Below are 24,196 nucleotides of genomic sequence, written 5' to 3'. Positions count from 1 at the left end.
CGCTGCGGGGCAGCGGCGCCATTGTAGACGATTGGCTCGCGGCCCTGCCATTCAGTCAGCAGGACCGCGTGCCAAGTGCATCACTTGCCGTTGATCAACGCTTCGATCTCTTTCACCTTGGCTTCGACCAGGGCTGGATCACGACGGCTCTCGACGTTCAGACGCAGCAACGGCTCGGTATTCGAACCGCGCAGGTTGAAACGCCACTCAGCGAACTCAAGGCTGATGCCGTCGGTTCTGTCGATGTTCGAGCAGGACGGCGTGTAGTGCTCCAGGATCTTGGCGATGATGGATTTGACGTCGTCGACCTTGTAGTTGATCTCGCCGCTGCACGGGTAGGCCGCCATGCGCTCATCGACCAGCTGCGAGAACTTCTTGCCGGACACCGACATCAGTGCAGCGACCAGCAGCCACGGGATCATGCCGCTGTCGCAATAGGCGAAATCGCGGAAGTAGTGGTGCGCACTCATTTCGCCGCCATACACGGCGTCTTCAAGACGCATGCGCTCCTTGATAAAGGCGTGGCCGGTTTTGCACAGCACCGGCGTGCCGCCCGCCTGCTCGACCTGATCAATGGTGTTCCAGGTCAGGCGCGGGTCGTGAATGATTTTCGAGCCCGGGTGTTGCTTGAGTAGCATTTCTGCCAGCAGGCCCACCAGGTAGTAGCCCTCGACGAAACGGCCCTGCTCGTCAAAGAAGAAGCAACGGTCGAAATCGCCGTCCCAGGCCAGACCCAGGTCGCAACCGTGCTTGAGCAGCGCGTCGCGGGTGATGCTGCGGTTTTCCGGCAGCAGCGGGTTCGGTACGCCATTAGGGAAGTTGCCATCCGGCTCAGCGTTGATGATGACCCACTCGAACGGCAGCTGGGAGCGGATCGCCTCCAGTGCAGGACCGACCGCGCCATTGCCCGGATCAGCGAGGATCTTCAGTGGACGAAGATCGGCGTCTTTGACGTAGGTCAGCAGGTGCTGAATGTAGGCCGTTTTGTCCGGCTTGGACTGAACGCTGCCGTGCTGGGCGGCAACCTGACCGAAATCGCCCGCATCGACGCGCTGGCGAATGGCATCAAGGCCGGTGTCACCGCTGATAGGACGAGACGACTTCTGCACCAGCTTCATGCCGTTATAACCCTTCGGGTTATGACTGGCCGTGACCATTACGCCGCCGTCTGCTTCGTAGTGGCTGGTGGCGAAATAGACTTCTTCGGTGCCGCACAGGCCGATGTCGATGACATCCGCGCCGGCTTCCTGGATGCCTTTGATCAACGCTTGAGCCAAGGCCGGGCTTTCAAGACGCATGTCTCGGCCCACGACGATATTTTTGGCACCCAGTTCGACAACCATGGACCGCCCGATGCGGTACGCGATGTCATCGTCAAGGTCATTAGGCACCTGACCACGGATGTCGTAGGCCTTGAAGCAGCGAGTCTGAAGAGCGGGATAGTCGGAATTCATGTGTAAAAACCTATGCGACGAAAAAACCCGAAGGTTCCTCTGTTCAGTAGAAGCAGCTCGAATGAAGAACTGCACGCAACCCTCGCGCCTGAAAGCTTGAGGCGTGGGTTAGGCATTGAAAAAGGGAATTAGTTATAGGTGCGCTTGTAATTATCTTCAACGCAAGCGTTGAGGCGTCTGGCGCGCGGGGATTCTATCAGGGCAGGCGTGACGCTTTGGGCTTCCTGCGCAGACGCGCGACTGAAACCAACAGCGGGCCAATCAACATGCCCACCAGCAGTGCGAAGATCACCGGCACGGCAACAGGCAGCTCGGCCGCGTTCCAGCCAAAGAATACCAGTGCGACGGTTTGCTGGTTTTCCAGCACAAATACGAGAATCGCCGCTGCGATCAACAGGGCGATAACTAAAAAGATCAGACGCTTCACATTTCGCATGAGAACTCCTCAAAGAGCTATTGGAGCTCGTGCTCCTCTTCTTCGTTCACCCGGTCGCGGAGCTCTTTGCCTGGCTTGAAGTGAGGGACGAACTTGCCATCGAGGCTGACAGACTGGCCTGTCTTTGGATTGCGGCCTACGCGAGGCGCGCGATAATGCAGGGAAAAGCTGCCGAAGCCGCGTATTTCAATACGGTCGCCCGTCGCGAGGCACTGCGACATCTGCTCAAGCATGGTCTTGATGGCCAGCTCCACATCTTTGGATGAGAGCAGTCCTTGATGGGTGACAATTCGTTCGATCAACTCCGACTTCGTCATGTTTTTCCCTTCTTTTTCAAGCAGCTAGGTAAAGCGCTTTGAAGGTTTTAGCATGACCTGAAGCATTTGAACAGAGTATGTCCAGACTTAAATCAACCGAGCTTGAAGATCGTCAACAGGCACTGGCCGAACATGCCGCAAAAACACCCGCCCACAAAAAAGGGCGACCGAAGTCGCCCTTTTTCAATGGTCAGACAGAACTCAGTTCTGTTTTTCCATTTGAGCGCGCAGCAGGTCACCCAGAGTGGTAGGACCAGTGCTTTCAGCGGTTTCAGGCTTGCTACGCAGGCTCTGAATCGCTTCTTTCTCGTCTTCAACGTCTTTCGACTTGATGGACAAGCTGATCACGCGGCTCTTGCGGTCAACGCTGATGATCTTGGCTTCGATCTCTTCGCCTTCTTTCAGAACGTTACGCGCATCTTCAACGCGGTCACGGCTGATTTCGGAGGCTTTGAGGGTCGCTTCGATGTCGTCGGCCAGAGTGATGATGGCGCCTTTGGCGTCAACTTCTTTAACGATACCGCGGACGATAGCGCCTTTGTCATTGACAGTGACGTACTCGGAGAACGGATCGCTTTCCAGCTGCTTGATGCCCAGCGAGATGCGCTCACGCTCTGGATCAACCGACAGGATCACGGTGTCAAGCTCGTCGCCCTTCTTGAAACGACGTACGGCTTCTTCGCCCACTTCGTTCCAGGAGATGTCGGACAGGTGAACCAGACCGTCGATGCCGCCGTCCAGACCAATGAAGATACCGAAATCGGTGATCGACTTGATGGTGCCGGAGATCTTGTCGCCCTTGTTGAACTGGCCAGAGAAATCTTCCCACGGGTTAGATTTGCACTGCTTGATGCCGAGGGAGATACGACGACGCTCTTCGTCGATGTCCAGAACCATGACTTCCACTTCGTCGCCAACCTGAACGACTTTAGACGGGTGGATGTTCTTGTTGGTCCAGTCCATTTCGGAAACGTGTACCAGGCCTTCCACGCCTTCTTCCAGCTCTGCGAAGCAGCCGTAGTCGGTCAGGTTGGTAACACGCGCGGTAACGCGAGTGCCTTCCGGGTAACGAGCCTTGATAGCAACCCATGGATCTTCACCCAGTTGCTTCAGACCCAGGGAAACACGATTGCGCTCGCGATCGTACTTCAGGACCTTTACATCGATCTCATCGCCAACGTTGACGATTTCCGATGGATGCTTGATGCGCTTCCAGGCCATGTCGGTGATGTGCAGCAGGCCATCGACGCCACCCAGATCGACGAATGCGCCGTAATCGGTGAGGTTCTTGACGATACCCTTGACCTGTTGGCCTTCCTGCAGCGATTCCAGCAGAGCTTCGCGCTCGGCGCTGTTTTCGGCTTCCAGGACACTGCGACGGGAAACGACAACGTTGTTGCGCTTCTGGTCCAGCTTGATGACCTTGAATTCCAGCTCTTTGCCTTCCAGGTGCGTGGTGTCGCGCACTGGACGGACGTCAACCAGAGAACCTGGCAGGAACGCACGGATGCCGTTAACGTCGACTGTGAAGCCGCCTTTAACCTTACCGTTGATAACGCCCTTGACCACTTCCTCAGCTGCGAAAGCCGCTTCCAGAACGATCCAGCACTCGGCACGCTTGGCTTTTTCGCGGGACAGCTTGGTTTCGCCAAAGCCGTCTTCGACCGCGTCCAGCGCAACGTGGACTTCATCGCCGATCTTGATGGTCAGCTCGCCAGCATCGTTGTGGAACTGCTCCAGCGGGATGAGGCCTTCGGACTTCAGACCAGCGTGAACGGTGACCCAACCAGCCTGGTAATCGATATCGACGATGATCGCGGTGATGATCGAACCGGCCTGAAGGTTAAGAGTCTTTAGGCTTTCTTCGAAAAGTTCAGCAAAGCTTTCGCTCATTTTAATTCCTGTTGATAAGGGCGAAGAATACGCCCATCTGCCACGCTCCAGACAACGTGGGTTTCGTTCATATGAAAGAAAGCCTGCGGGACTATGACTGGTCTCCCACATGGCTTTCTGGTCATCCGGCGAGATCGCGGAGTGCGACTTCACTCAGGATGCGTTCAAGCACCTGCTCGATGGACAATTCGGTGGAATCCAGCTGAATGGCGTCATGCGCCGGCTTGAGCGGGGCTACCGCTCGCTGGGTGTCACGCTCGTCGCGGACACGGATCTCATCTAGCAGACTCGGCAGACTAACATCGTCACCCTTGGCCTTCAACTGCAAATATCGCCGTCGGGCACGCTCGTCGACGCTGGCCGTCAGAAAAATCTTCAACGGCGCGCCGGGAAAGACCACCGTGCCCATGTCGCGGCCGTCGGCAATCAGGCCCGGAAACTCCTGAAACGCCCGCTGGCGCTGCAGCAGTGCTTCACGAACAGCGGGCAACGACGCCACCTGCGACGCGCCACTGCCGACATGCTCATTGCGGATGGCCGACGTCACGTCCTCCCCTTCGAGGATAATGCGCTGACCGTGGTCATCGGTCGCTGCCATGAACTGCACGTCCAGGTGCGCAGCCAGCAGTTTCAGTGCTTCTTCATTGGTCAGATCGACGCCATGGTTGACGGCCGCGAAGGCCAGCAGCCGATACAGCGCGCCGGAATCCAGCAGGGACCAGCCCAGACGTTTGGCCAGCTTGCCGGCCACCGTGCCCTTCCCGGAACCGCTGGGTCCGTCGATCGTAATGACCGGAGCTTGAACTTTCACGATTGCCCCTCTTGCGTTACACGAATACCCACCTGAGCACACAGCGTCAGGAAACTGGGAAATGAAGTCGCCACATTGGCGCAGTCCCGGATATGAATCGGGCTGGCCGCACGCAGCGACGCGATACTGAATGCCATGGCGATGCGGTGATCGCCCTGCGCGTTGATTTCACCACCGCCGAGGTTTCCACCATCAATAATGATGCCATCTGCGGTCGTTTCAACGTTTATGCCGAGCGTCGCCAGACCGTTGGCCATGGCGCGAAGGCGGTCTGATTCCTTGACGCGCAATGCCTGAGCGCCCTTGAGGACCGTTCGCCCTTCGGCGCAAGCGGCGGCAATCAAGAGCGCCGGGAGCTCGTCAGTGGCCAGCGGTATCAGGGCCAGCGGGATATCGATACCCCTGAGACGGGCATGGCGCACGTGCAGATCAGCCACCGGCTCACCGCCCGCATCGCGCGGGTTGTCCAGCGTGATGTCCGCGCCCATCAGGCGCAGGATATCGATGACGCCCGAGCGCGTCGGGTTCACACCCACCCCTTCGAGGATCAAATCCGAGCCCTCAGCGATGGAGGCTGCCACCAGAAAGAACGCCGCCGAAGAAATATCGGCGGGCACTTCGATGCGGGCGGCCTTGAGCTCAACCCCTGACTGCAACGCGACTGTCGCGTCATGAGCGGAAACCGAATGACCCAACCCTTGCAGCATGCGCTCGGTGTGGTCCCGGGTCGGGGCTGGCTCATGCACCATCGTTGTGCCATTTGCGTAGAGACCGGCGAGCAACAGCGCGGATTTCACCTGAGCGCTGGGCAATGGCATGTCGTAGCGGATGGCCTGAAGACCCTGCCCGCCGCGAAGGGTCAGCGGCGGCCGGCCGTCTTCTGCGGTGTCGATCACGGCGCCCATCTGGCGCAACGGTTCGACGACACGGGTCATCGAATGCCGAGACAGCGAGGCATCGCCGGTCAGCACGCTGTCGAATCGCTGCGCGGCCATCAGGCCACAGAGCAGGCGCATCGACGTGCCCGAGTTACCCAGATAAAGCGGTCCCGGCGCAGGTCGCAGCCCGTTGAGGCCGACGCCATGAATGGTCAGGCGACCGTGGTGCGGGCCCTCGATGACCACACCCAGGTCGCGGAATGCCTGCAACGTCGCCAGCGCGTCCTCACTCTCGAGAAAGCCTTCGACGACGCTGGTGCCCTGGGCCAGGGACCCGAGCATGATCGCCCGGTGTGAAATCGACTTGTCACCCGGCACGCGAACCTGTCCCCGGACAACGCCGCCAGGCTTCCCGATAAACTTCAGGTCGGCGCACGCGGCTTGTTCAACGTAGGCACGACGGGCAAGGATCTTGCCGAAATGCTCGCGGGCGACCCGGGCCCGGGTGAACACACCGAGCAACTGGTGGCCATCGCCGGCATCCACCGCGTCGCGCAACGCATCAAGGTCGCTGCGGAAGGTGTCGAGGGTGCGCAGCACCGCCTCACGATTCGCCAGGAAGATGTCATGCCACATCACCGGATCACTGCCGGCGATGCGCGTGAAGTCGCGGAAGCCCCCCGCCGCATAGCGGAAGATGTCGAGGTTTTCGTTGCGCTTGGCCAGCGAATCCACCAGGCTGAACGCCAGAAGGTGCGGCAAATGACTGGTCGCCGCCAGCACTTCATCGTGGCGCTCGACCTGCATGTGCTCGACGTCGGCGCCCAGTGCCGACCAGAGACGGTCAACCAGCGCCAGCGCCAATGGGTCGGTTTCGGCCAGTGGCGTGAGGATGACTTTGTGCCGCTTGAACAGCTCGGCGTTGGAGGCTTCCACTCCGCTCTGCTCGGAGCCGGCAATCGGGTGGCCGGGCACGAAGCGCGGCGGCATCACACCGAACGCTTCACGCGCGGCGCGGACCACATTGCCTTTGGCGCTACCGACGTCGGTCAGCACGGCATTGCTCAGGTCCATTCCAGCCAGTACGCCGAGCAGTTTTTCCATGGCCAGAATCGGCACGGCCAACTGAATGACGTCAGCCCCTACGCAGGCGGCAGCGAGAGTGTCTTCACAGCGATCGACCACGCCCAGCTCCACGGCCAGTGTGCGCGATTGCGGGTCGAGATCGACGCCCACGACTTCGCGACACAGGCCACTCTCCTTCACGCCCTTGGCGAACGACCCTCCGATCAGGCCGAGGCCGACCACCACCAGGCGGCCGATCATAGGCGCAGCGGGTTGCAGCGACGTGACATCAACCACGTGCCAGAACCTTGCTCAACGCCTCGAGGAAACGACTGTTCTCGCTCGGCAAACCGATGCTCACACGCAGATGATTGGGCATGCCATAACCACCAATCGGGCGAACGATCACACCTTCACGCAGCAATCCTTCGTAAACCGAAGCGGCCTCGCGGCCCAGGTCTACGGCGATGAAGTTGGCTTTGGAGGGAATCCAGCTCAGGCCCATCTGACCAAGCCCCTCTTCCAACTGCTGCATGCCGGCTTCATTGAGCTGACGGCTTCGCGCAACGTAGTCCACGTCGCCCAGCGCAGCGCAAGCGGCGGCCAGCGCGAGGCTGTTGACGTTGAACGGCTGACGCACGCGGTTCAGCACGTCGGCCACGACCGGCGAGGACAACCCATAGCCGACGCGCAACGACGCCAGGCCATAGGCCTTGGAAAACGTCCGCGACACCAGCAGGTTTGGATAGGCGCTCAGGAAGTTAAGCCCGTCAGGCAGCTCGGCGCTTTCGGCGTATTCGATGTAGGCCTCGTCCAGCACGACCAGCACGTTGTCAGGCACCTGCGCGAGGAAATCCGCCAGCGCGCTTGGCCCGAACCAGGTCCCGGTGGGGTTGTTGGGATTGGCGATGAAGACGACTCGGGTGTTGCTGTCGATGGCGGCGAGCATGGCCGGCAGGTCGTGACCCCACGCCTTTGCCCTGGCGACGTGAGCAGTCGCGCCCACGGCCTGGGTGACAATCGGATAGATGGCGAACGCGTGTTCACTGAACACCGCATTGAGTCCCGGCGCCAGATAGGCACGGGCGACGATTTCCAGAATATCGTTGGAGCCGTTGCCCAGCGTCACTTGCTCGGGCTGCACGCCACAGGCTTGCGACAGCAGCTGCTTGAGCTCGAAACCGTTGCCGTCCGGGTAGCGGGTCAATTCCGCCAGCGCGTCTTTGATCGCCTGCAACGCCTTGGGGCTGGCGCCCATCGGGTTTTCATTGCTCGCCAGCTTGATGATGCGCGCCGGATCGATATCCAGTTCACGCGCCAGTTCGTCCACCGGTTTGCCGGGAACGTAAGGCGATAGTTTTTGCACGCCGGGCTGTGCCAGCGTGAGGAAGTCGCCGCTCATGTACCGCTTTACCTCTTCAGTGAAACCCGTAGGGCTACAAGTCCGGACGCAGGATCAAAGCACTGCCTTCGGATAGGAACCCAACACCTTGAGCGCCACGGCTTCCTGGCTGATCTGCTCGAGGACGGCCTTGATCAGCGGGTCGCGGTGGTGGCCGACGAAGTCGATGAAGAACACGTAGGTCCATTTCCCGCTTCGCGAGGGGCGCGTTTCGATGCGCGTCAGGTCGATGCCGTTTTGGTGAAACGGCACCAGCAGTTCATGCAGCGCGCCCGGCTTGTTGCTCATCGACACAATGATCGACGTTTTGTCGTCACCGGTCGGCGGCACTTCCTGGTTGCCGATCATGAGGAAACGCGTGGCGTTGTCCGGACGGTCTTCGATCTTCTCGGCAATCCGCGTCAGGCCGTAAAGGCCCGCCGCCATATCACCGGCGATCGCCGCCGAGTTCCACTCGCCCTTGACCCGCTTGGCCGCATCGGCGTTGCTGGCAACGGCGATGCGCTCGACGTTCGGGTAGTGCGCGTCCAGCCACTTGCGGCATTGCGCCAGGGACTGGGCGTGGGAATAGATGCGGCTGATGCTGTCAGTCTTGGTGCTTTCGCCCACCAGCAGATGATGGTGAATGCGCAGCTCGACTTCGCCACAGATCACCATGTCGTGCTCAAGGAAGCTGTCCAGCGTGTGGTTGACTGCACCTTCGGTGGAGTTCTCCACCGGGACGACGCCGAAATTCACCGCACCGGCGGCCACTTCACGGAACACTTCATCGATGGCGGCCATCGGCTTGCTGATGACGGCGTGGCCGAAATGCTTCAGCGCGGCAGCCTGGGTGAACGTGCCTTCAGGACCCAGATAAGCGACCTTGAGCGGCTGCTCCAGCGCCAGGCACGAGGACATGATTTCGCGGAACAGCCGCGCCATCTCTTCATTGCTCAACGGGCCACGGTTACGCTCCATGACACGTTTCAGGACCGCCGCTTCACGCTCAGGCCGGTAGAACACCGGCACCTCGCCCGCTGGCAGGTCGGCCATCTTGACCCGGGCGACTTCCTGGGCGCAGCGGGCGCGTTCGCTGATCAGCTCCAGAACCTTTTCGTCCAGGCTGTCGATGCGGACCCGCAGGGCCTTGAGTGCTTGTTCAGACATTAGCCGTGTTCCTTCTCGAACTCTGCCATGTACGCGGTCAGGGCGTTGACCGCACTGAGGTCGATGGCATTGTAGATGGACGCGCGCATGCCGCCGACTGAACGGTGGCCTTTGAGGTTGAGCAGGTTGCGCGCTTCGGCACCCGCGAGGAACGGCTTGTCCAGGCGATCATCGGCCAGACGGAACGGCACGTTCATCCACGAGCGGTCGGACGGGTTGATCGGGTTGCTGTACAGGCCGCTGGCATCGATGAAGTCGTACAGCGTGCGCTGCTTGAGTTCATTGCGCGTGGCCATCGCTTCGACACCGCCCTGCTCTTTCAGCCATTCGAAAACCAGACCGGACAGGTACCAGGCCAGCGTCGGCGGCGTGTTGTACATCGAGCCGTTGTCGGCCGCGACCTTGTAGTTGAGCATCGTCGGGCACAGGGAACGCGCGCGACCCAGCAGGTCCTCGCGGATGATCGCCACGACGATGCCGCTCGGGCCGATGTTCTTCTGGGCGCCCGCGAAGATCATGCCGAAACGCGAAACGTCGAGGCGGCGCGAGAGGATGTCCGAAGACATGTCGGCGACCAGCGGCACGTCGCCGGTTTCCGGAATCCAGTTGAATTGCAGACCGCCAATGGTCTCGTTGGGCACGTAGTGAACGTAGGCCGCGTCTTTCGACAGCTTCCACTCGCTCTGGCCGGGAATGGCGAAATAGTCGGCGGGCTTGGCGCTGGCGGCGACATTGATGTTGCCGTAACGCGATGCTTCTTCAATGGCTTTCTGCGACCAGATGCCGGTGTCGATATAGTCGGCCGTGCCGTTTTCAGGCAGCAGGTTCAATGGAACCTGAGCGAATTGCTGGCTGCCGCCACCTTGAAGAAACAGCACTTTGTAATGGGAGGGGATGGACAGCAGATCGCGAAAATCCTGCTCTGCCTTGGTGGCGATGGAGACGAACTCGTCGCTGCGATGGCTCATTTCCATGACGGACAGGCCTTTGCCATGCCAGTCCAGGAGTTCGGCCTGGGCACGCAGCAGAACAGCTTCAGGGAGCGCGGCAGGACCTGCGCAGAAGTTAAAGGCTCGCTTGCTCATATCCACTCTCGTCGTGTCACTGATTAATTTGGAACGGGTGAAGTGCGGGGAAGTGCGGAAGGTTCTCGTTTCATTACGATCACCCGTTACCGAAACGGTTGACCGGCGCGTAGGGCATCGGTCAAAAAGGGGGGGCTGTCACCAGCCCCCCCTCTCGGCGTTACTCCTGCGGCTCTTCTTCGTCAGCCGCGGGATCCGCTTGCGCATCGTCAGCGGACTCGTCGGTGTCGACGGCACCAATCACGTCAGCATCAACCTCTTCGCCTTCGAACGCTTCACCTTCCAGCTCTTCGCCCTCGACTTCCGATGGCTCCTGGACGCGCTCCAGACCGACCAGTTTCTCGTCCTTGGCCAGCTTGATCAGGGTCACGCCCTGAGTATTGCGGCCCAGACTCGAAACTTCGCCAACACGGGTACGCACCAGCGTGCCCTGGTCGGAAATCAGCATGATCTCCTCGCCTTCCTGCACCTGAACGGCGCCGACCAGACGGCCGTTACGCTCGTTGCTGACCATGGCGATGACGCCCTGACCGCCACGCTTGTACTCAGGGAACTCGGTGATCGCGGTGCGCTTGCCGTAGCCACGCTCGGAAGCGGTGAGGATCTGGCTGCCCTGCTCCGGAATCAGCATGGAAATCAGCTTCTGACCTTCCGGCAGACGCATGCCGCGCACACCGCGAGCCGTACGGCCCATGGCGCGCACTTCGGATTCCTTGAAGCGGGTGACCTTGCCGCCGTCGGAGAACAGCATGATTTCCTGCTCGCCATCGGTAACCGCGGCCGAGATCAAGATGTCGCCTTCGTCCAGCTCCAGCGCAATCAGGCCGACGCTGCGTTGACGACTGAACGCCACCAGCGGGGTCTTCTTGACGGTGCCGTTGGCGGTCGACATGAAGATGAATGGCGCCTTCTTCTTGTCAGCAGCCTTGATGCGCGCCTTGCGCTCTTCTTCGGTCTCGTTGCTGTTTTCGAGGTCTTCGGCCTCGGCGTCCACGCCTTCGGCTTCTTCTTCGTCAGCACGCTTGCGCATGGCTTCGAGATCGACCGGCAGCATGGTGGTGATGTATTCGCCTTCGCTCAGCGGCAACAGGTTGACCAGCGGACGACCACGGGCAGCGCGGGACGCTTCCGGGATCTCGTAGGTCTTGAGCCAGTACACCTTGCCTTTGCTGGAGAACATCAGCAGCGTGGTATGGCTGTTGGCCACCAGCAGGTGAGCGATGTAGTCCTCATCCTTGACGCCGGTGGCCGACTTGCCTTTGCCGCCGCGACGCTGGGCCTGATAGACAGCCAGCGGTTGAGTCTTGGCGTAGCCACCATGGGAGATGGTCACGACGCGCTCTTCTTCCGGGATCATGTCGCCGAGGGTCAGGTCCAGGCGCGCATCGAGGATCTCGGTGCGACGCACATCGCCGTACTCGGCGCGGATCAGCTCGAGCTCTTCGCGGATGACTTCCATCAGGCGCGTGGCGCTGTTGAGGATGCGCAGCAGCTCGCCGATCTGAGTCAGGATTTCCTGGTACTCGGTGAGCAGCTTCTCGTGTTCCAGACCGGTCAGGCGGTGCAGACGCAGCTCGAGGATGGCCTGAGCCTGTTCCGGCGACAGGAAATACTTGCCGTCTCGCATGCCGTACTGAGGATCGAGGTTTTCCGGGCGGGACGATTCGGCGCCTGCGCGCTCGACCATCTCGACCACGGCGCTGGATTCCCACGGCGTGCTGATCAGCCCTTCCTTGGCTTCGGCCGGGGTCGGCGAGGCTTTGATGAGGGCGATGACCGGGTCGATGTTCGACAGGGCAACGGCCTGACCTTCAAGAATGTGACCACGCTCGCGGGCCTTGCGCAGTTCGAACACGGTACGGCGGGTAACGACTTCGCGACGGTGACGAATGAAGGCTTCCAGCAGGTCCTTGAGGTTCAGGATGCGTGGGCGGCCGTCGATCAACGCAACGATGTTGATACCGAAGACGCTTTGCAGTTGGGTCTGGGCGTAGAGGTTGTTGAGGATGACCTCAGGCACTTCGCCGCGACGCAGCTCGATGACCACGCGCATGCCGTCCTTGTCGGACTCGTCGCGCAGTTCGGTGATGCCTTCAAGCTTCTTCTCTTTAACCAGCTCGGCGATCTTCTCGATCAGACGCGCCTTGTTCAGCTGGTACGGCAGCTCAGTGATGACGATCTGCTGGCGACCACCGACCTTGTCGATGTCTTCGACAATGGAGCGGGCGCGCATGTAAATGCGGCCACGGCCGGTCTTGTAGGCCTCTACGATGCCGGCACGACCGTTGATGATCGCGGCGGTCGGAAAGTCGGGGCCGGGGATGTACTGCATCAACTCGTCGACGGTGAGGTCGCCGTTGTCGATCAGCGCCAGGCAGCCGTCGATGACTTCACCGAGGTTGTGCGGCGGAATATTGGTCGCCATGCCCACGGCGATACCACTGGAGCCGTTGACGAGCAGGTTGGGAATACGGGTCGGCATGACCGCAGGAATCTGTTCGGTGCCGTCGTAGTTCGGCACCCAGTCCACGGTTTCCTTGTGCAGGTCGGCCAACAGCTCGTGGGCCAGCTTGGTCATGCGCACTTCGGTGTATCGCATGGCGGCGGCGTTGTCGCCGTCCACCGAACCGAAGTTGCCCTGGCCGTCTACCAGCAGGTAGCGCAGGGAAAAGGGTTGGGCCATACGAACGATGGTGTCGTAGACCGCGGTGTCGCCATGCGGGTGGTACTTACCGATAACGTCACCGACCACACGGGCGGATTTCTTGTACGGCTTGTTCCAGTCGTTACCCAGTTCGCTCATCGCGAACAGTACCCGACGGTGCACGGGCTTCAAGCCGTCGCGCGCATCGGGGAGAGCACGTCCGACGATGACGCTCATCGCGTAGTCGAGGTAGGACTGCTTCAGCTCGTCTTCGATATTGACCGGGAGGATTTCTTTGGCCAGTTCGCCCATGAGAAGCCTGATTCCTTTTTCTGGTGAAACCGCGTTCAGCCATCCGGGATGAACGAGGCTTGCCGCTGCCGACGATTGTCAGGCAACGACTTACGACAAATCAGCGAGTTATGCCATGAATGTGCGCAGTCATAAGGGTCGCCATGCGCCCCTTTGGAAACCGCCGGATGGTACCACAATCGCCGTCAGGCACGAAGTGTTTGCAGGCGCCGCGAACAAGCCGTTTCGCCAGCAGACGCCTGAGAAGCGCTCACAGAGCCCGATAGCGCGTTTGACGACGAATGGCATTATCGGCTGCGCGGTGATCAATGCAGGCGTTTGCGGCACATCAGCAGGGCCATTTTTGCCGTATCCGGGCGTTCGACAATGCCCTTCTCGGTGACGATGGCGTCGATGAGATCAGCAGGTGTAACGTCGAACACCGGGTTGAACGCATCGACGTCGGCCCCCACGCGTTTGCCGCCAACCTCAAGCAATTCGCGGCCGTCGCGTTCTTCGATGGGGATGTCTTCGCCACTGGCCAGGTTCATGTCGATGGTCGAGCTCGGCGCCACGACCATGAAGCGCACGCCGTGGTGCATGGCCGCGACCGCCAGCTGGTAGGTGCCGATCTTGTTGGCGACGTCGCCGTTGGCGGTGATGCGGTCAGCGCCGACGATGACCCAGGTGATGCCCTTGGTTTTCATCAGGTGCGCGGCGGCGGAGTCGGCATTGAGGGTGACCGGGATGCCTTCGTTGACCAATTCCCATGCGGTCAGGCGCGAGCCCTGCAGCCAGGGCCGGGTTTCGTCGGCATAGACACGCTCGATCATGCCTTCCAGGTGTGCCGCGCGAATCACGCCGAGCGCCGTCCCGAAGCCGCCTGTGGCCAGCGCGCCGGTGTTGCAGTGGGTCAGCACGGTCTGCAGATTGCCCTGATGCTTGCGGATCAGCTCTGCCCCCAGTTGCGCCATGGTCAGGTTGGCTTCGCGGTCGCTCAAGTGAATGGCCACGGCTTCGGCTTCCATGGCCTTCAGGGGATCTTCATGATCCTTGAGGCGATACAGGCGCTCGCGCATGCGGTTCAGCGCCCAGAACAGGTTGACCGCCGTGGGCCGAGAATTGGCCAGCAGGTCGAAGTCCTCCTCCAGAGCCATCTGCCAGTCACCGCCTTCGGCGAGCCGATCAACCACCGCCAGGACGATGCCGTAGGCCGCACTGATGCCAATCGCCGGCGCGCCGCGCACGACCATCGTGCGGATGGCTTCGGCTACGCCTTCAGCACTGGTGTAGGGATGCCAGGTTTCTTCGAAGGGCAAGACCCGCTGATCCAGCAGATACAACGTGCCGTCCCGCCAATCGATGGCCTTTACCTTCTCCGCAGCCAGTAATCGATCGCGCATTGCACACCCCACTTGATGAATTTTGAAAAGCTTGCCGCCACAGCGACGGTGCAAAGAAGCAAATCGCCAGCACCTTAAAAAGCCGCCGATTATAGCGAGCCGCCTGCGAAGACGCTCGGGTATACTTCGCCGTCCCCGTAATAAGCCATTGGATGCCCGCCCCATGCCCCATTCCGCTGCCCCGCTCGACCTGTTGTTGCTGCCGGACTGGCTGGTACCGGTCGAACCCGCCGGCGTTGTGTTGCAGCAGCACGGGATCGGCATTCGCGACGGCCTGATCGTTTATATCGGTCCGCGCGCCGAGGCCCTGCGCCAGCCGGCCATCGAGGTGCGCGAGTTGCCGGGCATGCTGCTCAGTCCCGGGCTGATCAACGCCCACGGCCATGCGGCGATGACCCTGTTCCGCGGGCTGGCGGACGACCTGCCGTTGATGACCTGGCTGCAGGATCATATCTGGCCGGCCGAGGCGAAGTGGGTCGACGAGGATTTCGTCCGCGACGGCACCGACCTCGCCATCGCCGAACAGTTGAAGGGCGGCATCACCTGCTTCTCCGACATGTATTTCTTCCCGAAGGTCGCGTGCGAGCGAGTGCACAACAGTGGCATTCGCGCACAGATCACCGTGCCGGTGCTGGACTTCCCGATACCCGGCGCGCGCAACAGCGACGAATCCCTGCACATCGGCATCGAGCTGTTCAACGATCTGGCCCACCACGACCGCATCAAGATCGCCATGGGACCCCACGCGCCCTACACCGTCAGCGACGAGAACCTGGAGAAGATCCGGGTCATCGCCGATGAACTGGACGCGATGATCCAGATGCACGTTCACGAAACCGCCTTTGAAGTGCACGACGCCGTTCAGCAACGTCAGGAGCGCCCCCTTGCGCGGCTGCATCGCCTAGGGCTGCTGGGCCCGCGCTTTCAGGCGGTGCACATGACCCAGATCAGCGATGACGACCTCGCGATGCTGGTCGAGAGCAACTCCAGCGTCATCCACTGCCCAGAATCGAATCTGAAACTGGCCAGCGGCTTCTGCCCGGTCGAGCGCCTGTGGCAGGCCGGTGTCAACGTCGCCATCGGCACCGACGGCGCGGCCAGTAACAACGATCTGGACCTGCTCGGCGAAACCCGCACCGCCGCGCTGCTGGCAAAAGCCGTTGCCGGCTCGGCCACCGCGCTGGACGCCCACCGTGCACTGCGCATGGCCACGCTGAACGGCGCCCGCGCCCTGGGCATCGACGATCACACCGGCTCGCTGCAAATCGGCAAGGCCGCCGACATGGTCGCGTTCGACCTGTCAGGCCTTGCGCAACAGCCGGTCTACGATCCGGTGTCACAACTTATTTATGCAACGGGTCGCGATTGCGTGACGCACGTCTGGGTCGCTGGCAAGCCATTGCTGCAGGACAAACGCCTGACCCGCATGGACGAAGAAGCGCTGACCCGGACCGCCAAAGCCTGGGGCAACCGCATCGCGGCTGACAAAGCCTGACCCATTGAGCGCCGCCACGGTCAGATACCGTGCCCGGACATCGAATTCAAGTTTCAGAGGATCACACATGAGCAACGTCGACAACGCCGAAATCGCCAAATTCGAGGCCCTCGCCCATCGCTGGTGGGACCGCAACAGCGAGTTCAAGCCCCTTCACGACATCAATCCGCTACGCGTGAACTGGATTGACGAACGGGTGAATCTGGCGGGCAAGAAGGTCCTCGACGTCGGCTGCGGCGGCGGCATTCTGAGTGAGGCCATGGCCTTGCGTGGCGCCACCGTGACCGGCATCGACATGGGCGAATCACCGCTGGCCGTGGCGCGACTGCACCAGCTGGAATCCGGCGTGAGCGTGGAATACCGGCAGATCACCGCCGAAGCGCTGGCCGAAGAAATGCCCGAGCAGTTCGATGTCGTGACCTGCCTGGAAATGCTGGAGCACGTGCCGGACCCGTCGTCGGTGATCCGTGCTTGCTACAAGATGGTCAAGCCGGGCGGTCAGGTGTTTTTCTCCACCATCAATCGCAACCCGAAGGCCTACCTGTTCGCCATTATCGGCGCCGAATACATCATGAACCTGCTGCCGCGCGGCACCCATGACTTCAAGAAATTCATCCGCCCTTCCGAGCTGGGCGCGTGGAGCCGCGATGCCGGGCTGCAGGTCAAAGACATCACCGGTCTGACCTACAACCCGTTGACCAAGCACTACAAGCTGGCCTCGGACGTCGACGTCAATTACATGATCCAGACACTGCGGGGAGTCTGAGCCATGCGCTTGAGGGCAGTTCTCTTCGACATGGACGGCACGCTGCTCGACACCGCGCCGGACTTCATCGCGATCTGCCAGGCAATGCTGGCCGAACGCGGCTTACCGCCGGTGAACGACAAGCTGATCCGCGATGAGATATCCGGCGGTGCCAGGGCGATGGTCTCGGCGGCGTTCGCGATGCCCCCCGAGGCAGCGGAATTCGAGGCGCTGCGCCTGGAATTCCTGGCGCGCTATCAGACCGATTGCGCGGTGCACAGCAAACTGTTCGACGGCATGGCCGAATTGCTGGCCGACATCGAGAAAGCCAGACTGATCTGGGGCGTGGTGACCAACAAACCGGTTCGTTTCGCTCAACCGATCATGGAGCAACTGGCTTTGTCGGAGCGTTCCGCGGTGCTGATCTGCCCGGACCATGTGACCAAGAGCAAACCCGATCCGGAGCCGCTGCTGCTGGCCTGCAAGATGCTCGGTCTGGACCCGGCCAGTGTGCTGTTCGTGGGCGATGACCTGCGTGACATCGAATCCGGTCGCGACGCAGGCACCAAGACCGCCGCCGTGCGCTATGGCTACATCCATCCCCAGGACAACCCCGATCACTGGGGCGCGGACGTGGTGGTGAATCACCCGCTGGAGCTGCGCCGGGTCTTGGATGACGCGTTGTGCAGTTGCTGAGGCGACAGTCCGCAACCAAATCCTTCACTGCGCCCATTTAGACATTAGAAAGGAGCCGCCATGTTCAATTACTCCGCCCGCCCCGACCTGCTCAAGGGCCGGGTGATTCTGGTGACCGGAGCCGGCCGTGGCATCGGCGCCGCTGCGGCGAAAACCTATGCCGCCCACGGCGCGACGGTCTTGCTGCTGGGCCGGACCGAAGCGAATCTGAGCGCGCTGTATGACGAGATCGAGGCTGCCGGGCATCCGCAACCGGTGGTCGTCCCGTTCGATCTCGAGACTGCCCTGCCCCCTCAGTACGACGAGCTCGCCGCGATGATCGAAGCAGAGTTCGGCCGCCTGGACGGCGTGTTGCACAACGCCTCGATCATCGGGCCGCGCACGCCGGTCGAACAGCTCACCGGTGAGCAGTTCATGCAGGTGATGCACGTTAACGTCAACGCCACGTTCATGCTGACCACCGCCTTGCTGCCGTTGCTCAAGCTTTCGGGCGACGCGTCCATCGCGTTCACCTCCAGCAGCGTCGGGCGCAAAGGCCGCGCATACTGGGGCGCCTATGGCGTGTCCAAGTTCGCCACCGAAGGGCTGATGCAGACGCTGGCCGACGAGATCGATGGTCTTGGTTCGCTGCGCGCCAACAGCATCAATCCGGGCGCAACCCGCACCGACATGCGCGCACAGGCATACCCGGCGGAAGATCCGACCAACAACCCGACGCCGGAAGAGATCATGCCGGTGTACTTGTACCTGATGGGCCCGGACAGCATCGGCATCAACGGACAGGCACTGGATGCCCAGACCCGCTGAACCGGGTGATGCTGACGCGGCTGGCTCACCAAGGCGAGTGACTGCGCAGCGCCGCGCTGCAACGCTTTTATCCGCTGAAGGGACGGGCGTAGACGTGACGGTCAGCCTCGGTTGCTCGACGCTGCCGCCGGGCGAATCGCCCGACAGCATGGTGCAACGTGAGGACACGGCCCTGTACGCCGCCAGGCGCAAGGGCCGCCACCGCCTGGATACGGCGGGCTGAGGGATCAGGCGCGGGCGGGGATCCGGTGTTCACGGACCGAGCCGCTGCCTTCCTGAGATCGTTCCAGCGTCATGCACCGTTCCAGGAACAGGAACATGTACTCGTAGCTCTTGCAGACCGCCATTCGCAGGTCGCTCTGCAATTGCTCGCTGGGGTTGTTGCCGGCCAGGGTGCAGATGATTTCCAGCGCTTCCCAGGGGTGGGAATCGTCGTACTGCGCGTGCATCTTCAGCCACTTCATCGCCCGCTTTCGCGTGTCCGGCGGGAACATGTCCGCGTAGGTGTCCTGGGAACAGACAACGGCCGACCATTCACCGGTGGCGCCTTCGATGGCGTAGTTGGTCGCCGCGATGGCCACCACCAGCGAATCCGACGAACAGCTGTGCCAGCACCAGTGATTTAGGGCGTGAAGTTCCGACGGCACCCGCTGCGCCTGCAAGTCTTCCAGGCTCACCCCGTGGGCGGCGCTCCAGTTGACCCAGTAATCGGCGTGGTTGAGTTCGACCCGAATGTTGCGCATCAACCATCGTCGCGCCATGTCTTCACCCGGGTGTCGGGCGAATCGGGTCTTGGTCAGGTTATGCGCCATATAGACCGCGAACTGTTCGACGACCGGCCAGCCACCAATCAAGTACTGGCGCATGGTCTTAGAACTGAGCCGCCCGTCACGCATGCGTTGATAAAGTTCATGCCCTACCACCTTGGCCTTGGCGTCACTGCAATCTTCAATCAATTGCTGTGCCCAAGCGGGGTAACTGCTGGCATCCATCAGCGGACCGGTTCTAATGAACATATCGATCACTGTGTAGCTCCTTATATGAGTTGCTTAATGGTCTGTTCAGCGAAAAGTCCCGGGAGCGCTGAACAACAGTGGGGTCTGCCTCGCGGGCCGTGCGTGCAGACATTCACAGGTGAATAATTGCGGTCGCTCGATAACGTACCCCTGAGCGTAGTCCACACCGATTTCCAATAACGCCTGCTCTATCTGAGGGCTCTCGACGAACTCGGCGATCGTCTGTTTGCCCATTACGTGCCCGATATGGTTGATCACTTCTACCATCGCCCGGTTGACCGGATCGTCGAGCATGTCCTTTACGAAGCTTCCGTCAATCTTCAAAAAATCCACAGGCAAGTGCTTCAAGTAAGCGAATGACGACATGCCTGCACAGAAGTCATCCAGAGAGAAACGGCATCCCAGACCTTTAAGTTCATTGATGAACCGAATGGCGCTGCCCAGATTGGCGATCGCACTGGTTTCGGTGATTTCAAAACAGATAAGTTCAGGGGGGATTGCGTAGATCTGGAACTGCTGTCGCAAATACTCGAGGAAGGCGTCGTCGCCAATGCTGCTCCCGGACAGGTTGATCGCACACACGGCCATTGGCCCTTCGCGGTGTCCGGACCTGAGGCACTCCGCGATGATCATGAAGACGTGCTGCACGACCCAGCGGTCCAGGGTGGTCATCATGCCGTAGCGCTCGGCGGCGGGGATGAAACTGCCGGGCAGGATCATGCGCCCGGACTCGTCGCGCAGCCGCAGCAGAATCTCGATATGGCCGTGGCGTTGCTCGGCATTGCGACCCAGCGCTGCAATTTCCTGGGAATACAGGCAGAAGCGGTTCTCTTCGAGGGCCATGTGCAGGCGCTGAATCCAGGCCATCTCGCCGAAGCGGGTGGACAGATCAGAGTCATCGTCGTGGTAGACCTGAACCCGGTTGCGGCCTTTTTCCTTGGCCATATAGCAGGCCATGTCGGCGGCGCGCAGCGACGTCTCAAGGGTGGTCGGGACGTCGTCGATGTGCACCAGACCAATGCTGACGGTGGTGACAAACGGCCGGCCTTTCCAGACAAAATGCAGGCTTTCCACGGTTTGGCGCAGGCTCTCGGCCACTCGCTCGGCGGCATCCGGCGCGCAGTGTTCAAGGAGGATGCCGAACTCATCGCCGCCCAGACGTGCCAGCGTGTCGCCTTCGCGCACGCCCTGTTGCAGCAGCGTGCAAATGTGCCGCAGCAGTTCATCCCCCGCAGCGTGACCGCTGGTGTCGTTGACCAGCTTGAACTGATCGAGGTCCAGAAACATCAACGCATGCCGCGCCGGCTGTTCGGTCAGGCCGTTGAGGGCCAGTTCCAGGCGGTATTCGAACTCGCGGCGGTTGGTCAGACCGGTCAGCGCATCGTGGGTCGCCTGCCAGGACAAATTGGCGATGTACTGCCGCTCCTGGGTCATGTCATGCAACACCAGCACCGCGCCGCTGACTTTGCCTTCGGTGCGAATCGGCGAGCCGACTAGCGCGACCGAAACGGTGCTGCCGTCCAGGCGTTGAATCAGTCGTGAGCTTTCACTGCCGCCGCCCAGATTGCCGCTGAGCATGCGCTCGATCAGGGTCGAGGTGTCTTTCTGGTCATTCTCGTCGAGCAGGCTGAACAGCGCCGCCAGCGGCAGACCGGCTGCCTGCTCGTTCTTCCAGTGGGTCATGAGCTCGGCGGCGGGGTTCATGTAGACGATGGAGCCGTCGACATCGGTGGTGATGACGCCATCACCGATGGACTCCAGGGTAATCTGCGCGCGTTCTTTTTCCATCTGCAGCGCAATCGCAAAGCCGTGGCGCTGCTCCAGCAGTTTATGGGTGCGCAGCAGCGCGAGGATGATCAGGCACAGCGCGGTGGCGAGGTTGACCACCAGCAGAATCCGCAGGATGACCCGCGAGCCCTCGCCCAGCGCGTCGCTGAAGGCCATGGCCGCCGGCGTGACGCCTTCGTTGATGGCACTGATGCGCTGGCGCCAGCCCATGACTTCACTGTTGGTGACGTTGCCTTCCTGAATGCGCGCGTGCATTTCGCGGGCGACTTCATCCAACTGCACCAGATAGTTGTCACCGACCTTCCACAGGTCGATGGCCTTCTCGAGATAGCTGAAGTGCTGAAAATTCAGGTAGAGCCAGATGATGCTCTGGGCATCGTCGGGATGGTTACCACCCTGCAGAATCCCCGCAGTAGCGCGCGCGATGTCGGGCACCGGCTGATCCATCGCCAGGCGCAAGTCATGCCCGCCGTGGGGAATGGCAATCGCTTTCTGATATTTCAGGTAATTGATGTCATCTCGACTGTTGGCGTAGAGATTCAGGTAATAAATGGCGTCCTTCTGGCCCTTCGACCACAGGCTCTCGCCGCCAATGTAGCTGCGGACCGCCGACATCATGTACAAGCTGACGCAGCCGAGCAGTGCCTGTAACAGCACGACGGCGATAAATGGCCAGACGATGCCCAGAAGACGAGGCTTCTCGAGAATCCGCTTTTGCTTCATGGTGTCCCTTTGATCAGCACTGCCAGATACTCATTCCCCCTTCACCAGGCAACCTTCCTGGAGCCTGAGGGACTTCGCTAATTTCCACGATGCAGCAGACAATCTCTCACATCTTTTACAAGACGTAACCAGCCATTTGAGTGCGGAGACGTAAATATGACGCTTTTCACATTTTCAGTGATTGCCATGGGAGAGCATAGCCCGAGGATTGACGTGGTCCAGTGGCGATACGCCATTTCAGTGTGGCGGCTCTAAAACCCGTCGCGCTGTGTCACACCTGTTGCAGGTGTCCGTAGAGCCTGGCGTACAGCCCGCCGTCTGCAATCAGTTGCTGGTGATCACCGTCTTCGGCGATCCGCCCGCCATCGAACACCAGTACACGGTCCGCCTGTTTCACCGCCGACAGTCGGTGGGCAATGATCAGCGTCGTGCGGCCACTGAGAAACCGGTTGAGCGCCTGGTGCAGGTTGTACTCGGTGGCGGCGTCCAGCGCAGAGGTGGCCTCGTCGAGAATCACCACCTTGGGATCGGCCAGCACCATGCGCGCAATGGCCAGCCTTTGGCGCTGGCCGCCGGACAACCGAACACCCGAGCGCCCGACCACGCTGTCCAGCCCCAGCGGCAGCGCGCGGATCGTCGCATCCATCTGGGCGATTTCCAGCGCCTGCCAACAGGCCCTGTCGTCCTGCTCCCGGCCCATCAACAGGTTGGCGCGGACGGTGTCGTTGAACAGCGCCGGATGCTGCAAGACCACGGCGACGTTCTCGCGCACGGTGTCCAGGCCGATCTCCTGCAAGCTTGAGCCACCAAACCGGATGAGACCGGATTTCGCGGTGTAGAGCCCGAGCAGCAACTGCACCAGGGTGCTTTTGCCACCGCCGCTGGCGCCGACGATCGCGACTTTTTCGCCGGGATTGATCGACAGGTCTAGCTGATCGAGGACCAACTCGTCGTTGTAGCCGAAGCTCAGCCCGCGGACGTCGATGCTCACCGTCTGCCGACCCGCGAACGGATTGCTGTGCCCCGGATACTGAGGCTCGTCCGCGCGGGCCAGCAGTTCGTTGATGCGCGTCAGAGCACCGCCCGCCGCGTAATAGGCGTACTGCAGATTCAGCAGTTGTTCGACCGGACCGATCATGAACCACAGGTAGCTGAACACCGCGAGCATGTGGCCGATGGACAGGTCGGAGAACAGCACCGTGAGCATCGCGGCAGCGCGGAAAATGTCGATGCCGAATTGAAACAGCAGCCCGCTGGCCCGGCCCGACGCGTCGCTCTTCCACTGGGACGACACCGCGTAATCGCGCACTTCCCGGGCACGCAGGCCGAGCAATCCGAGGAAATAGCCCTGACGGTTACTGGCACGGATCTCCTGAATACCCTCGAGGGTTTCGGTCAGCGCCTGGGTGAAGCGTGAGGTGCTGTCGTTTTCCAGTTTCTTGAGGTGCTTGACGCGCTTGCCGAGCTTCACCGTGGCGAACACCACCAGCGGGTTGAACAGCAGGATCAGCAGCGCCAGTTGCCAGTGCATCCACATCAAGATCGCAGCGGTCCCAGTGAGGGTAAGCATCGCCACGAGAAACTTGCTCAGCGTCTCGCCGACGAATTTGTCCACGGTGTCCAGATCCGTCACCAGATGCGCGGTGACCGTGCCAGTGCCCAGGCTTTCGTATTCGCTCAGCGAGATCCGCTTGAGCCGCTCGATCAGGCGCGTGCGGATGCGATAGACGATGTCCTTGGCGAGCCCGGCGAACAAGCGCGACTGGATCACGTTGAACACCAGTGCCCCCAAACGCAGACACAGTGTCGCCACCAGCATCAGACCGATATAGCCGACGGGCTTTTGCAGGCTGTCCGGCAAAAACTGATTCATGAAGACGAGTGCCGAATTACCTTTGCCCAGCAGCACTTCATCGACCAGCAAGGGCAGCAGCAGCGGGATCGGCACCGAGCAGAGCACCGCCAGGACCGCGACGCCATTGGCCACCCACAGCGCCTTCTTGTGCTGCAGCGCGAGGCGCCTGATCTGCGCCCAGTTCAAGCGGTCAGCGACAGGAGGTTCATTAGCCGGTGCAGCGGGATGGCGATGTTCCAGATC

The 24,196-nt window shown here is 61.0% G+C and carries 19 protein-coding genes; 5 read left to right on the top strand and 14 right to left on the bottom strand.

Annotated features, from left to right (window positions below):
• Positions 1-80: 80 nt before the first annotated feature.
• The 11 genes from BBI10_RS25720 to mtnA form a co-directional block, all read right to left on the bottom strand.
• Complete coding sequence (locus tag BBI10_RS25720) at positions 81-1,454, bottom strand: phosphomannomutase/phosphoglucomutase (RefSeq protein WP_065992989.1); 1,374 nt, start codon at positions 1,452-1,454, stop codon at positions 81-83.
• A 196-nt stretch (positions 1,455-1,650) separates the two neighbouring features.
• A complete protein-coding gene (locus tag BBI10_RS25715) occupies positions 1,651-1,890 on the bottom strand; it encodes a LapA family protein (protein ID WP_065992987.1) in 240 nt (79 codons plus the stop codon).
• A gap of 17 nt (positions 1,891-1,907) precedes the next feature.
• Positions 1,908-2,207: an integration host factor subunit beta gene (gene ihfB, locus BBI10_RS25710; RefSeq protein WP_037011901.1), complete on the bottom strand. Its 300-nt coding sequence runs from the start codon at positions 2,205-2,207 to the stop codon at positions 1,908-1,910.
• 201 nt (positions 2,208-2,408) lie between these two features.
• On the bottom strand, positions 2,409-4,100 hold the full coding sequence (gene rpsA / locus BBI10_RS25705) for a 30S ribosomal protein S1 (protein WP_065992985.1): 1,692 nt from the start codon (positions 4,098-4,100) through the stop codon (positions 2,409-2,411).
• A 121-nt stretch (positions 4,101-4,221) separates the two neighbouring features.
• Complete coding sequence (gene cmk, locus BBI10_RS25700; RefSeq protein WP_065992981.1) at positions 4,222-4,911, bottom strand: (d)CMP kinase; 690 nt, start codon at positions 4,909-4,911, stop codon at positions 4,222-4,224.
• Positions 4,908-7,115 carry a bifunctional prephenate dehydrogenase/3-phosphoshikimate 1-carboxyvinyltransferase gene (locus BBI10_RS25695; protein WP_065993246.1) on the bottom strand — a complete coding sequence of 736 codons (2,208 nt, stop codon included), beginning with the start codon at positions 7,113-7,115 and terminating at the stop codon, positions 4,908-4,910. The genes cmk and BBI10_RS25695 overlap by 4 nt, the downstream gene beginning before the upstream one ends.
• A 28-nt stretch (positions 7,116-7,143) precedes the next feature.
• On the bottom strand, positions 7,144-8,256 hold the full coding sequence (gene hisC / locus BBI10_RS25690; protein WP_065992979.1) for a histidinol-phosphate transaminase: 1,113 nt from the start codon (positions 8,254-8,256) through the stop codon (positions 7,144-7,146).
• Between the two features lie 54 nt (positions 8,257-8,310).
• Positions 8,311-9,405, bottom strand: a complete 1,095-nt coding sequence (pheA, locus tag BBI10_RS25685; protein ID WP_065992977.1) for a prephenate dehydratase — start codon at positions 9,403-9,405, stop codon at positions 8,311-8,313.
• A complete protein-coding gene (gene serC / locus BBI10_RS25680; protein ID WP_065992975.1) occupies positions 9,405-10,490 on the bottom strand; it encodes a 3-phosphoserine/phosphohydroxythreonine transaminase in 1,086 nt (361 codons plus the stop codon). Before serC ends, pheA begins: the two co-directional genes overlap by 1 nt.
• A gap of 160 nt (positions 10,491-10,650) precedes the next feature.
• Positions 10,651-13,446, bottom strand: a complete 2,796-nt coding sequence (gyrA, locus tag BBI10_RS25675) for a DNA gyrase subunit A (RefSeq protein WP_065992973.1) — start codon at positions 13,444-13,446, stop codon at positions 10,651-10,653.
• Between the two features lie 305 nt (positions 13,447-13,751).
• Entirely contained in the window at positions 13,752-14,828 is a 1,077-nt protein-coding gene (mtnA, locus tag BBI10_RS25670; RefSeq protein ID WP_065992971.1) for an S-methyl-5-thioribose-1-phosphate isomerase, read from the bottom strand.
• A 163-nt stretch (positions 14,829-14,991) separates the two neighbouring features.
• On the opposite strand from mtnA, the gene BBI10_RS25665 reads away from it, so the two are divergent.
• The 5 genes from BBI10_RS25665 to BBI10_RS26925 all read left to right on the top strand — a co-directional run bounded on the left by BBI10_RS25665 (position 14,992) and on the right by BBI10_RS26925 (position 18,794).
• Entirely contained in the window at positions 14,992-16,323 is a 1,332-nt protein-coding gene (locus BBI10_RS25665) for a TRZ/ATZ family hydrolase (RefSeq protein WP_065992970.1), read from the top strand.
• Positions 16,324-16,390: 67 nt separating this feature from the next.
• A complete protein-coding gene (ubiG, locus tag BBI10_RS25660; protein WP_065992969.1) occupies positions 16,391-17,089 on the top strand; it encodes a bifunctional 2-polyprenyl-6-hydroxyphenol methylase/3-demethylubiquinol 3-O-methyltransferase UbiG in 699 nt (232 codons plus the stop codon).
• 3 nt (positions 17,090-17,092) lie between these two features.
• Positions 17,093-17,764 carry an N-acetylmuramic acid 6-phosphate phosphatase MupP gene (mupP, locus tag BBI10_RS25655; RefSeq protein WP_065992967.1) on the top strand — a complete coding sequence of 224 codons (672 nt, stop codon included), beginning with the start codon at positions 17,093-17,095 and terminating at the stop codon, positions 17,762-17,764.
• Between the two features lie 60 nt (positions 17,765-17,824).
• On the top strand, positions 17,825-18,571 hold the full coding sequence (locus tag BBI10_RS25650) for a YciK family oxidoreductase (protein ID WP_065992965.1): 747 nt from the start codon (positions 17,825-17,827) through the stop codon (positions 18,569-18,571).
• On the top strand, positions 18,555-18,794 hold the full coding sequence (locus BBI10_RS26925; RefSeq protein ID WP_083233266.1) for a diguanylate cyclase domain-containing protein: 240 nt from the start codon (positions 18,555-18,557) through the stop codon (positions 18,792-18,794). The genes BBI10_RS25650 and BBI10_RS26925 overlap by 17 nt, the downstream gene beginning before the upstream one ends.
• Before the next feature lie 4 nt (positions 18,795-18,798).
• On the opposite strand, the gene BBI10_RS25645 is transcribed toward BBI10_RS26925, so the two are convergent.
• From BBI10_RS25645 to BBI10_RS25635, 3 genes are all read right to left on the bottom strand, one after another.
• Positions 18,799-19,596 (bottom strand): TenA family transcriptional regulator, encoded by a 798-nt coding sequence (locus tag BBI10_RS25645; protein WP_065992963.1) that lies wholly within the window; start codon positions 19,594-19,596, stop codon positions 18,799-18,801.
• A 36-nt stretch (positions 19,597-19,632) separates the two neighbouring features.
• Positions 19,633-22,098: an EAL domain-containing protein gene (locus tag BBI10_RS25640; RefSeq protein WP_065992961.1), complete on the bottom strand. Its 2,466-nt coding sequence runs from the start codon at positions 22,096-22,098 to the stop codon at positions 19,633-19,635.
• Between the two features lie 271 nt (positions 22,099-22,369).
• Positions 22,370-24,193, bottom strand: coding sequence for an ABC transporter ATP-binding protein (locus tag BBI10_RS25635; RefSeq protein WP_065993245.1), 1,824 nt, complete (start codon positions 24,191-24,193; stop codon positions 22,370-22,372).
• Positions 24,194-24,196 lie beyond the last annotated feature (3 nt).

It is taken from the genome of Pseudomonas graminis (assembly GCF_001705435.1).
In the GTDB taxonomy this organism is placed as follows: domain Bacteria; phylum Pseudomonadota; class Gammaproteobacteria; order Pseudomonadales; family Pseudomonadaceae; genus Aquipseudomonas; species Aquipseudomonas graminis_B.
This window is presented reverse-complemented; position numbering and strand designations above follow the sequence as displayed.

Excerpts from the sequence above, each read along its gene's own strand:
- BBI10_RS25720 (WP_065992989.1), bottom strand. The coding sequence starts at position 1,454 with ATGAATTCCGACTATCCCGCTCTTCAGACTCGCTGCTTCAAGGCCTAC.
- ihfB (WP_037011901.1), bottom strand. The coding sequence starts at position 2,207 with ATGACGAAGTCGGAGTTGATCGAACGAATTGTCACCCATCAAGGACTG.
- serC (WP_065992975.1), bottom strand. The coding sequence starts at position 10,490 with ATGAGCAAGCGAGCCTTTAACTTCTGCGCAGGTCCTGCCGCGCTCCCT.
- mupP (WP_065992967.1), top strand. The coding sequence starts at position 17,093 with ATGCGCTTGAGGGCAGTTCTCTTCGACATGGACGGCACGCTGCTCGAC.
- BBI10_RS25715 (WP_065992987.1), bottom strand. The coding sequence starts at position 1,890 with ATGCGAAATGTGAAGCGTCTGATCTTTTTAGTTATCGCCCTGTTGATC.
- BBI10_RS25665 (WP_065992970.1), top strand. The coding sequence starts at position 14,992 with ATGCCCCATTCCGCTGCCCCGCTCGACCTGTTGTTGCTGCCGGACTGG.
- pheA (WP_065992977.1), bottom strand. The coding sequence starts at position 9,405 with ATGTCTGAACAAGCACTCAAGGCCCTGCGGGTCCGCATCGACAGCCTG.
- BBI10_RS25650 (WP_065992965.1), top strand. The coding sequence starts at position 17,825 with ATGTTCAATTACTCCGCCCGCCCCGACCTGCTCAAGGGCCGGGTGATT.
- BBI10_RS25695 (WP_065993246.1), bottom strand. The coding sequence starts at position 7,115 with ATGATCGGCCGCCTGGTGGTGGTCGGCCTCGGCCTGATCGGAGGGTCG.
- BBI10_RS25640 (WP_065992961.1), bottom strand. The coding sequence starts at position 22,098 with ATGAAGCAAAAGCGGATTCTCGAGAAGCCTCGTCTTCTGGGCATCGTC.
- hisC (WP_065992979.1), bottom strand. The coding sequence starts at position 8,256 with ATGAGCGGCGACTTCCTCACGCTGGCACAGCCCGGCGTGCAAAAACTA.
- gyrA (WP_065992973.1), bottom strand. The coding sequence starts at position 13,446 with ATGGGCGAACTGGCCAAAGAAATCCTCCCGGTCAATATCGAAGACGAG.
- BBI10_RS26925 (WP_083233266.1), top strand. The coding sequence starts at position 18,555 with ATGCCCAGACCCGCTGAACCGGGTGATGCTGACGCGGCTGGCTCACCA.
- ubiG (WP_065992969.1), top strand. The coding sequence starts at position 16,391 with ATGAGCAACGTCGACAACGCCGAAATCGCCAAATTCGAGGCCCTCGCC.
- rpsA (WP_065992985.1), bottom strand. The coding sequence starts at position 4,100 with ATGAGCGAAAGCTTTGCTGAACTTTTCGAAGAAAGCCTAAAGACTCTT.
- mtnA (WP_065992971.1), bottom strand. The coding sequence starts at position 14,828 with ATGCGCGATCGATTACTGGCTGCGGAGAAGGTAAAGGCCATCGATTGG.